12 protein-coding genes are annotated in these 17,132 nt (G+C 32.6%); 10 read left to right on the top strand and 2 right to left on the bottom strand.

What is annotated here, in order from left to right; genetic code table 11:
• Positions 1-3 precede the first annotated feature (3 nt).
• Entirely contained in the window at positions 4-1,296 is a 1,293-nt protein-coding gene (locus LV842_RS13160) for a phage integrase SAM-like domain-containing protein (protein ID WP_233111906.1), read from the bottom strand.
• A gap of 1,095 nt (positions 1,297-2,391) precedes the next feature.
• On the opposite strand from LV842_RS13160, the gene LV842_RS13155 reads away from it, so the two are divergent.
• From LV842_RS13155 to LV842_RS13120, 8 genes are all read left to right on the top strand, one after another.
• Entirely contained in the window at positions 2,392-2,934 is a 543-nt protein-coding gene (locus LV842_RS13155; protein WP_233111905.1) for a YMGG-like glycine zipper-containing protein, read from the top strand.
• A 56-nt stretch (positions 2,935-2,990) separates the two neighbouring features.
• Positions 2,991-4,631, top strand: a complete 1,641-nt coding sequence (locus tag LV842_RS13150) for an LIC_10190 family membrane protein (RefSeq protein WP_233111904.1) — start codon at positions 2,991-2,993, stop codon at positions 4,629-4,631.
• 44 nt (positions 4,632-4,675) lie between these two features.
• Positions 4,676-5,746: a chorismate synthase gene (gene aroC / locus LV842_RS13145; protein WP_233111903.1), complete on the top strand. Its 1,071-nt coding sequence runs from the start codon at positions 4,676-4,678 to the stop codon at positions 5,744-5,746.
• 14 nt (positions 5,747-5,760) lie between these two features.
• Positions 5,761-6,324 (top strand): thioredoxin family protein, encoded by a 564-nt coding sequence (locus LV842_RS13140; RefSeq protein ID WP_233111902.1) that lies wholly within the window; start codon positions 5,761-5,763, stop codon positions 6,322-6,324.
• Positions 6,325-6,507: 183 nt separating this feature from the next.
• Positions 6,508-7,047: a TlpA family protein disulfide reductase gene (locus tag LV842_RS13135; protein ID WP_233111901.1), complete on the top strand. Its 540-nt coding sequence runs from the start codon at positions 6,508-6,510 to the stop codon at positions 7,045-7,047.
• Between the two features lie 81 nt (positions 7,048-7,128).
• The gene (locus tag LV842_RS13130) at positions 7,129-7,476 is read left to right on the top strand and encodes a YkvA family protein (protein WP_233111900.1); all 348 of its coding nucleotides are present in this window, start codon (positions 7,129-7,131) and stop codon (positions 7,474-7,476) included.
• Between the two features lie 275 nt (positions 7,477-7,751).
• Complete coding sequence (pyrF, locus tag LV842_RS13125; protein WP_233111899.1) at positions 7,752-9,110, top strand: orotidine-5'-phosphate decarboxylase; 1,359 nt, start codon at positions 7,752-7,754, stop codon at positions 9,108-9,110.
• 154 nt (positions 9,111-9,264) lie between these two features.
• Positions 9,265-12,081: a gluzincin family metallopeptidase gene (locus LV842_RS13120; protein ID WP_233111898.1), complete on the top strand. Its 2,817-nt coding sequence runs from the start codon at positions 9,265-9,267 to the stop codon at positions 12,079-12,081.
• 64 nt (positions 12,082-12,145) lie between these two features.
• Here the strand turns inward: LV842_RS13120 and LV842_RS13115 are convergent, their stop codons facing one another.
• The gene (locus LV842_RS13115; RefSeq protein ID WP_233111897.1) at positions 12,146-13,144 is read right to left on the bottom strand and encodes a T9SS type A sorting domain-containing protein; all 999 of its coding nucleotides are present in this window, start codon (positions 13,142-13,144) and stop codon (positions 12,146-12,148) included.
• A 187-nt stretch (positions 13,145-13,331) separates the two neighbouring features.
• On the opposite strand from LV842_RS13115, the gene LV842_RS13110 reads away from it, so the two are divergent.
• Both LV842_RS13110 and LV842_RS13105 read left to right on the top strand, forming a co-directional pair.
• Complete coding sequence (locus tag LV842_RS13110) at positions 13,332-16,547, top strand: hypothetical protein (RefSeq protein ID WP_233111896.1); 3,216 nt, start codon at positions 13,332-13,334, stop codon at positions 16,545-16,547.
• A 167-nt stretch (positions 16,548-16,714) separates the two neighbouring features.
• Positions 16,715-17,074: a four helix bundle protein gene (locus LV842_RS13105; RefSeq protein ID WP_233111895.1), complete on the top strand. Its 360-nt coding sequence runs from the start codon at positions 16,715-16,717 to the stop codon at positions 17,072-17,074.
• The last annotated feature ends 58 nt before the right edge of the window (positions 17,075-17,132 follow it).

Genomic DNA, 17,132 nt, shown 5'->3' with positions numbered 1-17,132 from the left:
AAATTATGAAATTTTCTTACTACTTAATTCTTTGAAAGTTTTAGCGGTTTGCATTGCCCAATCATCTGCAGTTCGGCCAATATAATTTAGAAACATAGATTCTGTTTTATGACCTGTAACACTCATCAGTTGAGGTGTTGTAAACATCTTATTACCATAAAAATTGGTGGCGAAAGAACGTCTGCAGACATGGGAGCTTACAAGATTGCATTTTTCGGTTTCTACAATCAATTTTTTTTTCTTTTCGTCATCATAAACCTTTCCTGTAATCATCTCATGTATTCCGGCTAATTCGCAAACTTTTTTGAGATGTCTATTGAATAATGCAGTATTAGAATCAAATTTTTCTGCAAAGGTTGGCGGGAAATCTCCACTATATTTTTTCAAAATAGTTTCAACCTCTTCGTGTATAGGAATTACAACCTTTTCACCTGTTTTTTGTTGTTTAATTTCTAAGAATCGGAATAAATTACCATCACTGTCAGTTTTAGTATAAATCATTCTTTTAGTCATCCTTAGTAAATCACTAGCCCGCTGCCCCACGTAACAACCGATGATTAACCAATCCTTTGCAATTTCCCAATCTTTATTTAGAGTTTGGATGTTTTTTATTAAATCCAACTCATCAAATGACAAGAAAACCTTGTATTCTGTATTTGTTGTTCCTGGACTAAACCCTTTAACCTGATGATTTATTTGTTTTCCGTTGGTTCCGGCATCGAATATAACTGTTTTAAGATTTTTCACGAATCTCACAGCAGTCGTGTCCATTAAATTGCATTCGTTAACTAAAAAGTCTTTAAAACCAATAAGTGTTTTCGCATCAATCTCATGGATTAAAAATGTTTTCTTTTTAAGTTTTTGGTACTGTTGGAAACGATCTTGTAAATTTTTAAGTTTTCCGATTGTTGAGACTGTATAATCTGAAATACTTTCTTTAAAATCAATAAAGTTTCTTAGATAAATAAGAAATACAGAATCATCCTCATTTATATCAATACGATTGAAAAAAGAATTTATCTTTTCAGATAACCAATCCTTTGTGAATACTTGACCTTTTGAATAATCAAAATTGTAATCTTTTAGAATGAAAGTTTCAAGTTCCTTTAATTGGGTTGAAATTCTCTTGTTCTCGACACTCGTTTGTTTTGGCAATGCCTTTTCTTTGCTCCAATCAGAAACTTTAATTTTCAAGCCTGTTTTTGCTTGAAATTCATTCCTATAGCCAATTATAAAACGGATATAAATTTGTGAGGTCTCGGAAGTTGACCTAATGAAGAACTTTGATGATGCCATACTAAGAATTTTGAACAAGACAAAAATAGAGAATCTTCCCGATATTTTCCCGATAAACTTGCAATTCTATGAAATCAAATGAAATTAAAAACACCTACAAACCTTTTAAACATAGTAAATTAAACTATTTTTGAGATATTATACAAATGTATAAAAACCCATCATTCGGGTACGCTAGGCACCTCAAAAAACTCTGATCTTTAAGACCAGAGTTTTTTTATTTTAAATAAGTTGACTTAAATACAAGAAACGGTAAAAATTTAGTTTAACTAAAAGACATTTCCATAGCTCCCACTTGATCTTATAATTAGATATGGGTATTTGTAATGCAAAGTAAAATTTCACAAATTCTTATCATAACCTCTTTTTTAGATTAATGAAATTATATCTTTCCATCAGGATAGTTAACGCTTTTACTTACTTCAATACTTTTAGAACCCAAGCCTTTTTTCTTAGTATCCATATATTTTTTGTAATGAGGAAAATCGTAGCTGTAATACCAGAATCCAGATCTGCTACTATTTTTCCGGAGAAACAGATACAAACAAATAGTAACAAACATAATGAGTACTAATAATAAAATTAGTTTAAAGAATGAATAATCAAATAAGTCCATGGTTAGTTTTTTAGTTTAAACAAATTTACAAAAATAAAAATTCTATAAAAAACTAAAAAAACAGATTTTTTAAGATATTTTTTCACCTTTTACATGAAAAAAATGTAAAAAAATCACCAAAAACAGATTTATAATTATTTCAATACAATTTGATATAATGCAATATTTTTTTCACCAAAAAGTTCATTCAAAAGGACAAAAACCTCCTATTCAAGACACTTTCAGCATAATTTTAAATCAAAAAAACACATATTTCAAGGTTTTCATCAAGTTCAGGTGAAATAAATACAACCAAATCTTCTTAATTATTCATCTAACATCCTAATTTTCAAACCAAAACCTTCTTACTTGTCGTTAAAAATTTTAAATTCTGTTTTTCCTCCTTTGCTAATTTTAACACTTGTTAACATTATTTTGGCTTTATAATTGAAATTACCTTTACAACGATTGGCAAAATCTGTCAATAAAAAAATTGAATTATGAAAAAGGTAGTATTAACAAGCTTTTTGTCGATATTTTTACTGACAGCTTGTAAAAAAGATAATCAGGTAGCCGAAAAATCTTTGGAACAGCAGAAAATTGAATTCCAAATGAGACAATTGGAAATTGAGAAACAGAAATTGGCTATTGAAAAAGAAAAAATGGCTTATGAAGCCCAAAAACAAGCAGATAGCATCGTTGAAGCTAAGAAAGCAAAAGAAGCCACTTCTTCAAACAGTTCAAAACCACAGGTAATAAGAGAAACAAAAACCATCTATAGAGATAGAGAAAGCTCAGGTTCAAACGGAACCTATGCTAACAACGGAACTACCGCTTCACAGGGAACCACTCAGAAAAAAGGAATGAGTAAAGCAGCAAAAGGAACCATTATTGGTGCAGTAGGGGGTGCCGCAGCCGGAGCAATTATCGCTAAGAAAAACAGAGGACTTGGAGCTGTAATTGGCGGAGTTGTAGGTGGCGCAACCGGTTATACAATTGGTAGAGCCGGTGACAGAAAAGATGGTCGAGTTCAGCCAAAATAAATTATTATTTTTACAATAACACTAAAAGATTGCTTATTTTTAAGCAATCTTTTTTTATGATTTCAATTTTACTTTCGGCAATTTTGATTATTCCGACTTTAATCGGTTGGGGAAAAATTTCAGAACATTTCTTGGGTTCTTCATTAAAAGGAATGTCAGGAAAAATATTTTCCGGAATTTTAATAATCAGTTTAATCTGGACTGTTCTTTCCTTTTTTATTCCGCTGAATATTTATGTGGAAATACCTACGATTTTACTAGGTCTTTTTTTCTTCTTAAAAGATAAATTATATCAAGAGTTTTCTGTATTTTCAAAAAAAGACTATGTACTACTTTTTATTACTTCGCTAATTATTTTATTTTGCGGCTCATTTTATCCATATATGATAGACCATTTCGGATATTATGTTCCCACAATCAAATGGTTAACAGAATTCGGTTTAATTAAAGGGATTTCAAATCTTAACCTTACGCTTGGGCAAATGTCTATTTGGCACATTTTTCAGGCCGGATTTTCTAATTTTTCCGATCCATTTTTAAGAATAAATTCAATTGTACTAATTATTTATGCCTTCTACATTATAGAAAGAAAAAGCTGGATTCACCTATGTTTTCTTCCTATTTTATTACTATTTTCCCAATCTCCAAGCCCGGATTTGCCGGTAATAATTTTTTCATTACTTATTTTAAACGAGATTTTACAGCAAAACAAAAACATTTCTTTTATATTCATTTATTCCGTATTTGTTTTTGCGATAAAGCCCACGATGATCTGGCTCCCTATTTTAAGTTTTTTATATTCAATTTTTATTATCAAATCCAATTTTAAAAACTTAATTCCCGGAATTTTAGTCGTTGTCTTATTTTGTATTAAAAACATCTATACTTTCGGTTATCCTGTTTTTCCGGTTTCAATTGGTGATATTGGAATAAGCTGGAAACCCAATTCTGAAGTTTTAAAAGTTTCATCACAAATTGCTATTCGGAAAACCTACGATATGCAATATACTTATAGGCAGATTCAGCAATTTTCCTGGTTGGATTATATAAAAAACTGGTTCTTCTTAAAGGGTATAAAGTCTAAAATTAACATTCTATTTGTTATCAGTTTATTTATTTTCACAGCTTTTACATTCAGAAAAAAAGACAAAACCATTACCCTAATCTGTATTTCAATACTCATTAAAAGTATTTTGGTGATTTTATTTTCAGCGCAATATCGATTTTTCATCGATGTATTTTTCGTTATCTTTTTCGTAATGTTTATTACTTATTTTGATCAAAAAAAATCACTTATCCTATTTTCTGTTTTCAGCCTGTTTTTTGTTGGATTTATATCCATACCCCAACTTGTCAAAAAACATTTTCAAAGTTTCTATCTGGGAAATTTCATGAAAGAGCCTAAAGTGGAGCAATTTTATAAACCTGCCGTTTACAAAACCATGGATTTCAATTCTTATAAAATCGGAAACCTTGATTTCAATGTTACTAAGAAATATCCGCTTAATTACGAAACCCCTCTTCCCGCCATTTCAGAAGGCTATGTTTTTGAACATATAAGAGCCGGAATTTTCCCTCAATTTATTGACAAAACAAACATGAAAAAAGGATTTATCTGGAAAAGACTGAATCCGGAAGAAAAAAAAGAAGCTCAAAACGTGATCAATTCTATCAACAATTTGTATCAACAGAAGTAATTACGGAGCGTTTTTATCTGAAGAAAAAGCCTTAAATTTGTATCATGTTAAATACTTTAGGTAATCTTCTCAGTCTTACAACATTTGGAGAGAGTCATGGCTTGGCTTATGGTGGAATCATTAATAATTTCCCGGCAGGTTTAACGGTTAATTTTGAAAAAATTCAATACGAATTGGATCGAAGAAAACCCGGACAATCCGCAATCGTAACTCAAAGAAAAGAAAGTGACACGGTACAATTTCTTTCAGGAATTTTTGAAGGCAAAACGACAGGAACTCCCATTGGTTTTATTATCGAAAACGAAAATCAGAAATCAAAAGATTATGATCATATCGCCAACTCATATCGCCCGAGTCATGCAGACTTCACGTATGATCAAAAGTATGGTTTGAGAGATTATCGCGGCGGAGGAAAATCTTCAGCGAGAGAAACTATGAACTGGGTAGTTGCCGGTGCTTTAGCAAAACAGTTTTTATCAAATATCGAGATCAATGCTTACGTATCTTCCGTAGGTGAAATTTTCTGCGAAAAACCTTATCAGGCTTTAGATTTTTCTAAAACAGAAAGCAATGAGGTTCGTTGTCCTGATGCAGAAACTGCAGAAAGAATGATCGAAAGAATCAAAGAAATCAAAAAAGAAGGCAATACAATCGGTGGAACGATTACTTGTGTCATCAAAAATGTTCCTGTAGGAATTGGTGAACCGGTTTTCTCAAAACTTCAGGCAGAATTAGGTAAAGCAATGCTTAATATCAATGCTGCAAAAGGTTTTGAATATGGAAGCGGATTCTGTGGGGCAAAGATGACAGGAAAAGAGCATAACGACCTTTTCAACGAAGATTTTACTACAAAATCTAATCTTTCTGGTGGAATTCAGGGGGGAATTTCCAACGGAATGGATATTTATTTCCGTGTAGCTTTCAAACCGGTTGCGACTATTTTAAGACCTCAGGAAAGTGTGGATAAATTTGGAAATCCTGCCATTGTAGAAGGAAAAGGACGTCACGATCCTTGTGTACTTCCAAGAGCAGTTCCTGTAGTGGAAAGCTTAGCCGCATTTGTTTTAGCGGATTTATTTTTGATCAATAAAACTAGAAATATCAATAATTTTTAAATATCAATAGAGTAATGGAAAATTACTGGGCTCAAGGAATTTCTTTTGAAGAATATATTCAGATCGCAAGAGAAAGATTAGAAAATCCTTCTACTCAACAAGAAATCGAATACAAACAATATTACGAACTGGGACTTCAGAGAATGGACAGAACTTTAAAAAAGTATGTTCCGGATGAAGAACAATTGAACGAACTGGCTGCAAAAAACTTTGACGGAAAAATTTTAATTATTTCCGAAGCTTGGTGTGGTGATGCGAGTGCAACGGTTCCTGCATTGATCAAATTTTTTGAAGGTCATAATGAAGTAAAAATCTTCCTGAGAGATAATGATAAAGGTTTAATCAATCAGTTTTTAACCAACGGAACCGAATCTATTCCTAAAGTGATCATCATGGATAAAGATTTTAATGTAAAAAACTCTTGGGGACCACGTCCAAAATACGGAACAGAATTGCTTATGAAATACAAGGCTGATCCTGAAGGGTATCCGAAAGATAATTTTTACAATGATCTGCAGTTGTATTATGCAAAAAACAGAGGAAAAGATGCTGTTCAGGAAATTTTAGAACTATTATAGTTTTAAAAGCCAGTTTAAAATATTACGTGCAGTTTGTCATTCCGTAGGAATCTAAGCTGAATTTATAATTTTATTACGTTAATTTACTTTGTCGAGATTCCTATGGAATGACAACTAAATGTTTAACTTTTTTAAAACAATAATTACCTTTAAGGTTTAAAATAATTTTTATTAAAAGTAAAAATGAAAAAAAACATAATTTATCTTGTATTAATCGTTATTATCGGAGTTATTGCTTTCGTTCCGGGAGTGAAAGAAAAATTACAGGACACTTTTTTCCCGATTGCCACTATTGAGAATGCCGTTCATGTAAGTGATGAAGATTATGATATTGATTTACAGGGAATCAATGTTCCGAGTACTAATCTTAAAGCATTCAAAGGCAAAGCTGTTTTTCTGAATTTTTGGGGAACATGGTGTCCTCCATGCAGAAAAGAATGGCCTTCGATTCAAAAATTATATGAAGCAAGAAAAGATAAAGTAGATTTTGTTTTAATCGCCATGAATGATCAGGAAGATGCTGTGAGAAAGTTTTTAAAAGAAAACAATTACAACGTTCCTGTGTACATCGCACAAAGTCCTATTTCTGAAAAAATACTTCCTAAAGTTTTCCCTACCACTTATCTCTTGGACAAAAACGGAAGGATTATTATCAAAGAGGATGCTTCAAGAGACTGGAATTCAGAATCTGCCAATCAGTTTATCGACAGTATTGTTAAATAATTTTTTAACTAAATTTTATAAATATTTGGTACAAAGTTTGTGAAATATACAGAGTTAAGAATTATTTAAACTAAACACAAAATGAAATATTCGAAATTGAATCTGGCAAAAGAAGCTATCAACCATAAGGGCTTCATTAAAAAAATCCCTGATATTTTCAGAATGGTAAAAATGTGGAGAAAAGGAGCATATCCTATAAAATCCATCAATATCATTCTTCCATTATTAGGTATTTTATATGTACTTTCACCGATCGATATTCTTCCTGAAGTTGCCTTACCTGTTTTGGGGGTAATGGATGATTTAGCAGTTTTATATCTGGTAATTCCAAAACTGATCAAAGAAGTAGATAAATTCCTGCTTTGGGAAGCTGAACAGAAATACAGCTCAGGAAATACAAAAATCATTGACGCTGAAATAATAGAATAAAAAAAGCATTCCAAAATGGAATGCTTTTTTATGATATGTATTTGTCATTCTGAATAAAACGAAAGCGGGATGAAGAATCTATTAATAATAAAACTAGATTTCTCCTTTCGTCGAAATGACAAAATTCTAAAATTTTCTTTAAAATAAATATCCTTATAACGTCTCAAAAGTTTAAACTTAAAATTCACGATTTACTTTATCTGATAAAATTGATATTTGAGTTTTTTTCCATTTCGTTTTCAAATTCTTAAATTTGCACTATCTAATAAAAAATAATGGAAAGTAAAAAAGAATTCTTTTTGGAGTGCTACAAACTAGGCATCATTAAATTCGGAAGATTTACATTAAAAAGCGGTATTGAAAGTCCGTTTTATGTAGATTTAAGACCGTTGGCTTCAGATCCTAAAATTTTGAAAAGCCTGGCTAATTATTTATTGGAAATGCTTCCTTTGGATAATTTTGATTTAATTTGTGGAGTTCCTTATGCAGCACTTCCTATGGCAACAGCTATGTCTTTGGAAAGCTACATTCCGTTAATTATTAAAAGAAAAGAGGCAAAAAGCTACGGTACAAAGAAACTGATTGAAGGGATTTATCAGAAAGGACAAAATTGTCTTTTGGTAGAAGATGTAATCACTTCAGGAAAATCTTTGATCGAAACCATTGCAGAAGTTGAACAGGAAGATCTGAAAGTTGCAGATATTGTTGTGGTTCTTGACAGAGAGCAAGGTGGAAAACAGCTTTTAGAAAGCAACGGATACAAAGTTCACACGCTTTTCAATATTTCGGAGGTTTGCGAGATTCTTCAGGAAAATGGAGAATTATCTGACGAAGAAGTAAAAAGAATTCAGGATTTCTTACAGGGAAATCATATCCAATTTGAAGAAAAGACAAAATCTTCTTACGAACACAAACTAAGCAATACACAACATTCTGTTTCAAAAAAATTATTAGAAACTGCTATTGCAAAACAATCTAACTTAATTGCTTCTGCAGACGTTACCACTACACAGGAGTTGTTAGATCTTGCAGAAAAAGTAGGACCACACGTAATTGCTTTAAAAACTCATATCGATGTTATTTCTGATTTTGAATACGAAAAAACAATTACTCCGTTAAAAGCATTGGCTGCAAAACACAATTTCTTATTAATGGAAGACAGAAAGTTTGCAGATATCGGAAATACTCAGGAACTTCAGTTCACAAGCGGAGTTTTCAAAATTACAGATTGGGCAGATTTTGTAACATCACAGGTAATCGGTGGTTTTGAATCTTTAGACTGTTTCAAAAATGTAGGCGTTGTGGCTATTATCGGAATGTCTTCTAAAGGAGCTTTAACGACAAGCAGCTACAGAGAAGAAGCTTTAAAAGTAGCTCAATCTCACCCGAATGTAATCGGAGGGGTTTCTCAAAATACTCTTCCTGAAGAATTGCTATTGTTCACTCCGGGTGTAAATCTAGCAGATTCAGGTGACGGAAAAGGACAACAGTATAACACTCCGGAACATGTATTCAGAAAGCTTCACACAGATTTCATTATCGTAGGTAGAGGAATTTACAAAGCTGAAAATCCTGAACAAGCTGCCATCACTTATAAAAATGAAGGCTGGAAAGCTTACCTGAACTCTTTATAAAAAAACAATTCAGAATATTTTCGAACCACAAAATATACAAAGGACCTAAATCAGTTCTCTTGTATATTTTGTGGTTAATTTTTTATCAACTCCTTACTCAAATCTTTACGAAATCTATTCAAAATAAGTTATATTTGGTACTTTATCAGGAATATTGAAAAGAATTAGTATTTGTCTTATTTTGTTTTTAGGTGTTGCAGAAGTTTCTGCACAGAAAGATAGTATATCTATTGAAGCCAAACTGTCTTTGGATAAAAAAACTTTAACGGTAAATCAGGAATTGGTGTATTACAACCATTCCGGCAAAGACATGAACACCATAAAGTTATCAAACTGGATTTCCGCTTATCATAAAAGAGGAACCTCTTTAGCCTACAGAAAACTAGAAGACCGAAATACAGACCTTCATTTTGCTAATGATGAACAGCAGGGAAAACTTTTGAATTTACAAATTAAAAGCTCTGCTTACGAAATTCCTGTTCAAAACCTCTCTGATGAAAATCTTTTCCTGCCTTTACAGCAAACCCTGAAACCAGGAGAAAAAATTAAGTTGCAACTGCAGTATCAAATGCAGCTTCCTGATCAAAGATTTACAGGATATGGCACATCAGACAATAATGTAGCTTTAAAGTATTTCTTTATTGTTCCTGATCATTTTGACCCTGATAATAAGTATCCAAAAAAATATCATGATATTGAAGAATCTGTAAACTTCAATACTTTTTGGAAAATCAATCTGACTTCCGAAACAAAATATTTTATCCAAAGTAATATCCCTCGATCTTCTAATGGTAATTTCATTGGTGATTTAGATTCAGATCCTGAATTTATCCTTTCCAAAAAAGAATTTCCTGTGATAAAAATAAATTCTGAAGATCTCAATACCGAAATAAAATTCGGGTATGATCTGAATCCTCAGGAAAAAGAGAACCTGGAATTTTTCCTGCCGCTTCATTTAAGATTTATCAAAGAGAAATTGGGATTTGTTCCTGAAACAATTTTTATTTCTGAAAAGTTCAGGAACAAAGAAGATTTTTTCGGGAATAATGACATTAAGGTTTTAACATTCAAGTTTCCTCTTTTTACAGATGCCGAAAAAATAGATTTGGATTATTTCGGAATTATTGCAAAGAAAATTCTTGATGAAAGCATCGTCACGGACAAACAGGATAATCATTGGTTTAAAAACGGTTTAAAATCGTATTTGGAAATCCAATACCTGAATAAATTCTATAAGGAATCCAAACTTTTGGGCACTCTTCCCGAGACCAAAATTTTTGGAGTAAAGCCTTTAAAATTATTCCATGCTTCTAAAGTTAAACTCGTTGACCGATATGGATTGGCTTATCAATATATCATGTCGCAAAATCTCGATCAGAAAATCGATGAAAAATTTACTGTACTGAGCAATTTCAATGATATGGCAATCAGCAGTTTTGAGACCGGAAGCTTATTCAATTATTCTGCGGATAAAATGGGCTATGAAAATTTCAACAGCCTGCTGAAAGATTTCATCGTAAAAAACACTCACCAAAAAATTGATCCGAGAGACTTTTTAAAAGAACTTTCAGAAAAAGATAAAAGAACAGAATATTTAGCCGATTTTCTGGAACAAAAAAATAGGGTAAATTTTAAATTAAAAAGGTTAAATATAGAGAATGATACTTTGAACATTAAGATTCATAAAAATACATTTTCGAATATCCCTGTAAAATTAAAAACTGAAAATAGAGAAAACAGCAAACAAGAATACTGGGTAGAAACCGAGGAAAATGAAAAATTAAAGACTTTTTCAATTCCTGCGACAGACATTTATAAAATCACTTTAAATGAGGATTATATCTTCCCTGAATCTAAATACAGAGACAATTATTTATATGCTAAAGGATTTTTCTCTAATGCAAAAAAAATTAAATTCAAATTTATAAAAGATATTCCCAATCCGGAGTTCAACGAAATTTATCTTAGTCCTAAAATCAGGTTTAATAACACCTACGATAAATTTTTATTTGGAGTAAACTTTAAAAACCAGTCATTTTTTGATCAAAAGTTTTTATATTCATTTACCCCGATGTATAGTTCCGGAACCGGAAAAATGACAGGATCAGGAGCGGTCTCCTACTCTTTTCTTCCTGCTGAAAGTATTATCCGAAGCCTGACTTTCGGAGTTTCGGGATCTTATTTTCATTATGACTATAATCTTGCTTATCGTAAATTGTCTGCTTTTTCCAATATTAATTTCAGAAAAAATCCGAGAAGTACAGTAGGAAGAAGCTTGGCTTTTTCGTACAATTATTTCGAAAGAGATCTTAGTCCGACAATGATTGCCAACAAGGATTATGACAAATATAATCTTTGGAGTCTTGGATATGGATACAGCGACAGCCAAATGATTCATGAAAAAAGCTTAAGCATAAGCACTCAAGGAATGGAAGACTTCAATAAAATAACCGCAGAAGGCTTTTACAGATGGGAATTTGCCCCTAAACAAAAATTAAGTGTAAGATTGTTTGCCGGATATTTTGTGAGAAATGACACCCGAAACAATACCTTCAACTATGGAATTTCCAGAGTTTCAAATTATTCGTTTTCATATACATTGTTAGGAGAAAGTGCTAATAGCGGAATTTTATCTCAACAGTTTATTTTGGCAGACGGAGGCTTCAAATCTTTCTTACCGGGAAGTGTCAACCAATGGATTACTTCATTCAATGTGGATTCTAGTGTTTGGAAAATTTTCCATGTATATGCAGATGCCGGATTTTATAAAAATAAAAATCATCCAACTAAATTCATCTGGGATAGTGGAATAAAAGTGAGAGTAATTCCTGATTTCCTTGAAGTGTATTTCCCTGTACAGTCTTCATTAGGCTTTGAACCTGCTTTTAAAGATTATGCAAAACGCATCAGGTATACTTTGGTTTTGAATCTGAGCTCGATTATTAATGCAGCCAGAAGAGGTTGGTATTAACTTACAAATAAAAAACAGCTGCAGATTGCAGCTGTTTTTTATGTTTAGATCTTTATCTTTAAGATTAATCTTTCAAAATTTTCTGAGATACCGCTTCATTATTTACAGTACCTGTAACGATATAGTTTCCTTTTGCCAAATCAGCAACATTTAAAGTTCCGTCAGCTTTTACAGAGACTGTCTTCACTACCTGTCCGAACATATTAAAAACTTTTACATCTTTTGCATTAGCTCCGAAAACAATTTCGTTGTTTTTTACAAAAGTGTTCTTTACAAAAAGAGATTTTTCTCTTCCGAAATCTGAAACTGCTAAACTACCAGAAGATGGTGCAACCTGCGCCCAAGTAGTTCCTATTCTTAATTCATCAATTTCTACACTTGGTGTTTCTGTCGCACTATCTTGTCTCAATTGAAACGCTGCAATTCCTGTCAAATCAGTCCCAGTATGAGTATCTGTGATTGTGGGTGTTGGCTCAGTAGTACCTCCAGTTGTTGGATTTACCCATAATTTAACAACATCATCACTCGTTGTCCCTGTATTAAATGTATATCCTACTACAATAAAGTAAGTCTGATTTACAGAATAATTTGTAGTGGTCCAAGTCGTAGATACTCCCGTAGCAGTTCTTACTTCTATACCAAATTGCAATGTAGTATCATCTACTCTTTTAGTCCACAACGTTGCACCAAAGGTAGTAGTAGTTCCTGTCTGAATAAAAGTCGCTAAATACCCCCCATTTGCATCAGTAACTCCAGCCATAGAAGCCGGATTTAGTAACAATGAATAATATACTGTTCCCGTTGATTGACTAGCAGTAGCCAAATTTGCATCAATTCCAGCTCCTGCAAAGCTAATTTTATTTCCTGTTGATGCAGGTAATCCTGAATATGATAAATTCCCTGAAACAATTGCTATATCATCTCCTGTATTTGCTGCAGTCCATCCTGTTTGCGTTTGTAATGCAGTACCACTATATGCAAATCCATCATAATATGGCAACGCAACTTGTGCGCTCATCAAAAGCGTTGTTGAAATTCCTAAAACAGTAAATATTTTTCTCATAATTTAATTTTTTAATTATTAATAATTTATAGGGCAAAATTACATCATTTTTTTAATCAAAAACAATAATTAGATTAATTTTCTGTTAATACTGTTAAAACCCCGAGTATAAGTATTTTTTTAGTTATTTTTACCAATTATTTTTAAAGAATTGCGGAATTATCTTTTAATATTCGTATTGTTATTTATGGGCTTATTCTGGGGTAATGCACAGATTTTTTCGTGGAAAAATCCCAACCTTCCCAAAGACACCCTAAAAAAAGACAGTATTTTTTCCGCAAAAAAAGATAGTATCATTGCTGCTAAACTTGAACAGGACATTTTTGCAAAAGACACCTTAGATTTCGTAAAAACCAGCAACAGAATTATTGTAGACGAAGCTGTTTTAGCTAAAAATGATAAAAAAAGATTTTTAGGTGAACTTAATTCTAAAGGTTCTATTATTCGAGGAATTACTTTTGGTAACAATCAGGGACAGTCCGTACAAAGTTCTATGGATCTTCAGATCTCAGGAAGACTTTCGAAAGATGTAACGATTTTAGCCAGTATTTCAGATCACAACCTGCCCATTCAAGCAGACGGATACACTCAAACCCTCGAAGAGTTTGACAAAATCTACATGCAGCTTAATATAAAGGATAAGTCTATCCTCAGAGCCGGACATTTAGATCTAGCGGAAACAAAAAATTATTTCGCCAAATACCAGAGGAGAAGTATGGGGCTTCAATTCCAAACGGAAATGGGAAAGGAAAATAAAACTTTCGTGGATGTTTCTATGGGAGTTGCCCGAAGTGAATTTCACAGAGTCCGTTTTCAGGGTGTGGAAGGAAATCAAGGACCATATCGTTTAACAGGTAAAAACGGAGAGCAGTTCATTACCCTTATTTCTGGTTCCGAACAGGTTTTCATTGACGGGATTCTAATGAAAAGAGGGGAAAACCAGGACTACATCATCAATTACAACACCGGGGAAGTTACGTTCACCAGTTTCCGCCCTATTTTCCAGCAAAATTTCATCACCATCTCTTATAACTATACCAATAGGAATTATTCAAGATATTTATTTACAGGAAAAATAGAACATGCAAGAGAAAAACTTAAACTAGGACTTAACTGGTTTATGGAAAATGATAATAAAAATGCGCCTCTTGCGCTCAACCTATCAAAAGAAGATGAACAAATCTTAGCCGATGCCGGTAATAATCCGAATCTGATGTATGCTCCATCGGGAGTCGTTACCGAATATGATGTAAATAAAATCTTATACCGATTAAATCCTGTAGGAAATTATTATGAATTTTCAACAGATCCCAACGAAACCCTTTATCAGGTATCTTATACGTATTTTGGAGTCAATTTGGGAGATTATAAGTTAAAACAAACAACCAACAACGGACGTGTTTTTGAATATGTGGGTACCAATTTGGGAGACTACAGAGCCGTAAGAAAACTACCTTCCCCTGAAAAATCTCAGGTTTACTCTTTAAATTCCGAATACTTACTTAAAGACGGTAAAATAGGTGCAGATTTTTCTTTAAGCAATTACGATATCAATTTATTTTCTTCAAAAGATGCTAGATTAAATACAGGATATGCTTGGCGTGTATTTGGAAATAAAATTTTTAAGAAAAACAGTTGGAGCGGTACTCCTACTTTCGAGTATCAGTATATAGATAAGCAGTTCCATATTTTAGACCGTATCAATGATGTTGAATTCTCCAGAGATTTCAACTTAGCTCAGGAATTCAGTGGAAGAACTCAGAATAGATTTATTTTCAGCTTTTTAAACAAATGGAATAACAAATCTACATTGAACTATCGTATCAATTATCTGGATGAGCAGGATTCTTACAAAGGGATTAAAAACGATTTGGATTTCGGGTGGATTAAAGGTAAATTTTTAACGAAAGGAAATTTATCTTATTTGAATACCAATGCTACTCTTCAAGACACGAAATTTATAAGAGGAGGAGCTTCTACAGAATTCACCGGGCAAAAAGGAAGCTGGGCAGTCGGTGGAAGTATGGAACATAATGAAAAGAAATACAATGACACCCAACTCATGGATGTCACCAGTTTTAGCTGGAAGGAAATCTTTGTTCAAAAGAAAATCGGAGACAGTACCAGAACCAAATTATTGGCAAAAGTATATATGCGTGATAATGACTCTGTACGTGATAACCGTCTTCAAAGCATGAATAATATTTTAGGATTCATGGCAGAAAGTCAGATTATTAAAACTGAAAAAACAACATTAAACGCCTTACTTCACTACAGAAAATTTTTCTATCAAAATCAGGATGCTGATATGACGAGAAACAATGATTTTGTGGTTGGAAATATCCTTTACAATCAACAGCTTTTCAGAAATGGAATGCGACTACAGGCTTTTTATGAATTAGGAAACGGACAGGAAGCCCAAAGAGAATTCCAGTATTTAAAGGTAACCGATGGACAGGGTATTTATAAATGGACCGATTATAATGGCGACGGAGTTCAGCAGCTTGATGAATTTGAGATTGCAGAATATTCGGATTTAGCTCAATATATCAGAGTATACACCAATTCTGTACGCTACCTTCCGTCCAATAAAAACAAGTTGCAATTAGCATTATTCGTCAACCCTTCGATTGTTTTTAACTCCGAAAATAAATTTTTAAAACGGTGGAATTTTAATATTTCCCTGAATTCACAAAACTCATTTTACAAAAAAGATAAAGTACTGGTCATCAATCCGTTTGAAAAGAATTCAGATCAGATTCTTAAAAATCAGAACATCTTAACTTCCGTACAATTCAATCCTACCGAAAAATCGGGATGGAATGGTAATTATCGCTTTATATCAAACGACAACCTCATCAATGCGAATTTCAGTAATGAAGAAAGGGAACAAACGTCGCATTTTTTAAATATCGGATATTGGTTTAATAAAGAATTCAGGATAGACTGGGAAAATTCTGTTCATGACCTCAAAAACTCTTCTCAGCTGTTTGCAACAAGAGATTACCGTTTGAATAATTTTGAAACGAAACCTAAAGCAACTTATAAATTCACCGATGCCATACAAGCAGAGCTTTCTTCCGCTTATAGAGAAAAGCAGAGAATAGACGGTGAAGAACTCCTGAAAGCGTTCGACATTACCGGAACCATACAATGGGAGCGTAAAAAAACATCTATAAGAGGTAATTTCTCGTTTATCAATAATAATTTTACCGGAAACAATTTCAGTATTGTAGGAAATCAAATGCTTGACGGTTTAAAACCGGGTAAAAACCAAGTTTGGAGTGTATTCATTCAGCAAGCTATTAACTCATTCCTTCAATTAAACTTGAACTATGAAGGAAGAAATTCGGGAGACCGAACCATTCATATTGGTAGCATGCAGGTGAAGGCGTCTTTTTAATGTTAAGGCGATAAACTGTTAAGGCGTTAAGATGTTAAGATATTATGACGATGAATTACCAGTATATAGAGTAGAGAAAATGATATTTCTTTTAATATCTTAGTTTTAATCTTCGTAACAAAAAACAACAGCTTAACGATTAAAACAACTTAACATCTTAACAAAAAATGTACACCTACTCATTTGAAAAATTGGAAGTTTGGCAGAATGCAAGAGGTTTAGTAAAAGATATTTACAATATTACAGAAACATTCCCTGATGAAGAAAGGTTTGGAATTACCAATCAGATCAGGAGAGCAACAACAAGCATTACTGCAAATATTGCCGAAGGAATGTATAGAAACACCACAAAAGATAAATTAAAGTTCATCAATATTGCATACAGTACAAGTATTGAAGTGATTAATTTTTTAATTCTCTCTTTTGATTTAGAATTTATTCCTGAAGAAAAGTATATAGAACTGAGGGAAAAAGCTGAAAAAATCACCAATCAACTTAATGCATTGTATCATTCGCTTAATACATAATTATTAGACCTTTAAATTAAGGCTTTGAAACGTTTTAACATATTAAAAGGCTGGATTA

This window comes from Chryseobacterium gwangjuense, from assembly GCF_021311115.1.
Classification (GTDB): Bacteria; Bacteroidota; Bacteroidia; order Flavobacteriales; family Weeksellaceae; genus Chryseobacterium; species Chryseobacterium gwangjuense.
This window is presented reverse-complemented; position numbering and strand designations above follow the sequence as displayed.

Bases quoted from the DNA above. Each gene is read 5' to 3' on its own strand.
- LV842_RS13115 (WP_233111897.1), bottom strand. From the start codon at position 13,144: ATGAGAAAAATATTTACTGTTTTAGGAATTTCAACAACGCTTTTGATG.
- LV842_RS13135 (WP_233111901.1), top strand. From the start codon at position 6,508: ATGAAAAAAAACATAATTTATCTTGTATTAATCGTTATTATCGGAGTT.
- LV842_RS13110 (WP_233111896.1), top strand. From the start codon at position 13,332: ATGGGCTTATTCTGGGGTAATGCACAGATTTTTTCGTGGAAAAATCCC.
- LV842_RS13130 (WP_233111900.1), top strand. From the start codon at position 7,129: ATGAAATATTCGAAATTGAATCTGGCAAAAGAAGCTATCAACCATAAG.
- LV842_RS13155 (WP_233111905.1), top strand. From the start codon at position 2,392: ATGAAAAAGGTAGTATTAACAAGCTTTTTGTCGATATTTTTACTGACA.
- LV842_RS13105 (WP_233111895.1), top strand. From the start codon at position 16,715: ATGTACACCTACTCATTTGAAAAATTGGAAGTTTGGCAGAATGCAAGA.
- aroC (WP_233111903.1), top strand. From the start codon at position 4,676: ATGTTAAATACTTTAGGTAATCTTCTCAGTCTTACAACATTTGGAGAG.
- LV842_RS13140 (WP_233111902.1), top strand. From the start codon at position 5,761: ATGGAAAATTACTGGGCTCAAGGAATTTCTTTTGAAGAATATATTCAG.
- pyrF (WP_233111899.1), top strand. From the start codon at position 7,752: ATGGAAAGTAAAAAAGAATTCTTTTTGGAGTGCTACAAACTAGGCATC.
- LV842_RS13150 (WP_233111904.1), top strand. From the start codon at position 2,991: ATGATTTCAATTTTACTTTCGGCAATTTTGATTATTCCGACTTTAATC.
- LV842_RS13160 (WP_233111906.1), bottom strand. From the start codon at position 1,296: ATGGCATCATCAAAGTTCTTCATTAGGTCAACTTCCGAGACCTCACAA.